3 protein-coding genes are annotated in these 2514 nt (G+C 69.6%); all 3 read right to left on the bottom strand.

What is annotated here, in order from left to right; genetic code table 11:
• Positions 1–346 precede the first annotated feature (346 nt).
• Positions 347–580: a hypothetical protein gene (locus FV222_RS22985; protein WP_147765168.1), complete on the bottom strand. Its 234-nt coding sequence runs from the start codon at positions 578–580 to the stop codon at positions 347–349.
• A gap of 469 nt (positions 581–1049) precedes the next feature.
• The gene (locus tag FV222_RS22980; RefSeq protein ID WP_187277436.1) at positions 1050–2054 is read right to left on the bottom strand and encodes an AraC family transcriptional regulator; all 1005 of its coding nucleotides are present in this window, start codon (positions 2052–2054) and stop codon (positions 1050–1052) included.
• A 224-nt stretch (positions 2055–2278) separates the two neighbouring features.
• Positions 2279–2514: HAD hydrolase-like protein (locus tag FV222_RS22975; RefSeq protein ID WP_147815723.1), on the bottom strand; the 236-nt coding region annotated here is incomplete at its 5' end.

The following is a 2514-nucleotide window of genomic DNA, read 5'->3' as shown; positions in this document are numbered from 1 at the left end:
GCCGTAGACCTCGCCGAGGCGCCGGCGGGCGGCGTGGATCGGGGGGGCGGTCCGCTCGGCGTGGGCGGCGGCGATCACCCGCAGGGTCGCGGCGACGGAGCGCTCCAGGCGCTGCTCGTCCTGCGCCGTCACGGCGCGAGCCTTCACGGTTTCGATCATCGGGATGCCCCTTCTGGTCCTGCCTTCGTCCGGGCGGCGACCGTCGGCGACAGCATCCGGGGCTGGCTGGGCCGCAAGATGGCAGCTTGGCCGTGGCACAGGCGAAGCCGATACCGGGTCGGCTCGAAGGCAGGTCCGAGCGTCGCGGGTCCCGCCGCGCCTGAGGACGCGGCGACCATCAAGGGGGCTAGGGCGTCGGGGGCGCCGACTGCGCACGCACGACCGCGCGGGCGACCTCGAGTACCGTCCGACGGCCTGCGTCGCCCTCGATTGCGTCCCACAGGGTCAGCAGCTCCCGGGCCTCGGCGACTGGGCGGCCGTCGTCCTTGCCGTTCGCCAGGTCGTCGACGGTACACCGCAGGGCCGTCGCGATGCGCTTCAGCGTCTGAGCGGTGCGCTCGGACGGTGAGGTGTCGGTCATGCAGGGATCTCGATGCGGCATCGGCGTCACGGCGAGAGGCGGGAAGGGGCGGAACGCGGGCGGACGGCGGCGATCACGGCGCGGCGGCGCGCCCGCGTCTCGGCCCTCGTCCCGTTCTCCAGAGGATCGGGCCTACCGGCTTCGACGCGGACGTCGCGAAGCCCGCGGCACGCGTCGGCGGAAGGTGTCGTGGAGATGTCGAAGATGCGCATGACGGACGCCGAAGACTATCGTTTCGACGAAGGCTTGCCGATCCTGGAAAAGCATTCGGTTCCGATAAAAGGCATTCGATCGGAAGCATAGGCCGGATCCAGATCTACGAAACGCCGCAGCCGTCATCAGATGTGTTGTTTGTCCGATTTTAAACTAGAAGTGTCAAATGTGCGCGATTTTTACACTTCTATTGCGCATTTTTCATATCGGCCGTGGAGCTCGGATCGCCGGTCTCGCCGGAGGCTCATCCTGGGATTCAAGTCCGCCGGTCGGCGTCGCGCCGGGTCTCGGAGGGCGCGCGGCCGTACAACCGCCGGTATCGCGGCCCGAAATCGCTCATGTGGACGAAGCCCCAGCGCACGGCGATCTCGGCGATCGAATGCATCGCGTTGTTGTCTGAGAGCAGATCTTGGTGGACCCTGCGCAGGCGGCTGTCGATGATGTACTGGACCGGCGTCTGCCCGACGGCCTGCCGGAACTTGTCCTGCAGCGAGCGGACGCTGAGGCCGGCCGCGGCGGCGATGTCGGGCAGCGTCAGCGGGGCGGACAGGTGCGCCTCGATGTAGTCGAGGGCCGCGCGGACCGTCCGGGCCGGCGCGTCCAGCGTCGCGTGCGGCACCGGCGTGTCGCGTTTCGGCCAGGCCGAGAGCAGCTGGTAGCTGAAGATCTCGCGGATCAGGGGAATGATCAGGTCGCCGTGTGGGTGCACGCCGGGGCTTTGCGCGTAGATCTGCCGTAGGCTGCAGAACAGGGCCTGCATGCCGGGGGCCGTCAGTTCGGCGACCGGGGCCGAGCGGCTGCAATCCGTCGCGGCTGCCGCCCGTGAGAGCTTCGTTGGCCGCGCCGCCAAGGCTTCGACGGAGATCGTCGCGCTGAGGGCGCTGAAGCCGGCGGAGGCGCGGACCTCACGCAGGTCCTCGAATCCGACCAGCGTGGTGTGCGTCGGGGTGCCGAGGGCTTCGCCGGAGCGATCGCGATAGGTGATGCAGCCGTTCGTGACGAAGCGGATCGTCACCAGTTCGGCGTTGAACTTCGGTTTGGTGATGAAGCCGCTCGACGAAGTCGTCTCCCATAGGGAAAAGCTCGCGCTCTGGCTGGCGACGATCGTGATGTCGGGCATCACCGAGCGCATGATGTCGAAGTTGACCGCGATGCCGCCGCGATCGTTGAAGACCTGAAGCTGACGCGGCGAGCCGAGGCGCGCGACGAAACGCTCCTGCGCACGCCACGCCGACGGGTCGCGCTGGGCCAGGCGCGTCATCGCGCAGGGCGTCCGGTCGACGGGCATGCGGCTCCGGCGACACCGGACGGCACGGCGGGCCCGATGCGGCGACGGGCGAACGATCGGAACGATGCGGCGTCGGACATCGCGGGCGGACCATCGGTTGCGGCGTCGGCGCCGGTCGGCCGGCCGGCACCGCGGATCATCGTTTAAGGGCAATCCGACGAAATTCCTAGGCGACGCCGATCGCCGAGACCTGCCGGCTACCAGGCGAGCCGTTCGATCACCGCGTCGGGCCGCACCGGCTGGCGCGAGAGCCAACCGGCGACGTCGCCGAGGCTGTGGTGGGCGGCCGTGACCCCGAGTTCCTCGGCATGGATCCCGCGGGCGACGAGCAGGCTGGCGATGCCGAAGCCATGCGCGCCGGCGATGTCGGTGCGGATCGCGTCGCCCACCGCCAGGACGCGGGCGGGGTCGGGCGCGGCGCCGTCGTCGAGGC

Source organism: Methylobacterium sp. WL103, from assembly GCF_008039885.1.
GTDB classification, from domain to species: domain Bacteria; phylum Pseudomonadota; class Alphaproteobacteria; order Rhizobiales; family Beijerinckiaceae; genus Methylobacterium; species Methylobacterium cerastii.
Note: the sequence above shows the minus strand (reverse complement) of the source record. Positions and strands in the feature narration are given on the sequence as shown.

Bases quoted from the DNA above. Each gene is read 5' to 3' on its own strand.
- FV222_RS22980 (WP_187277436.1), bottom strand. From the start codon at position 2,054: ATGACGCGCCTGGCCCAGCGCGACCCGTCGGCGTGGCGTGCGCAGGAG.
- FV222_RS22985 (WP_147765168.1), bottom strand. From the start codon at position 580: ATGACCGACACCTCACCGTCCGAGCGCACCGCTCAGACGCTGAAGCGC.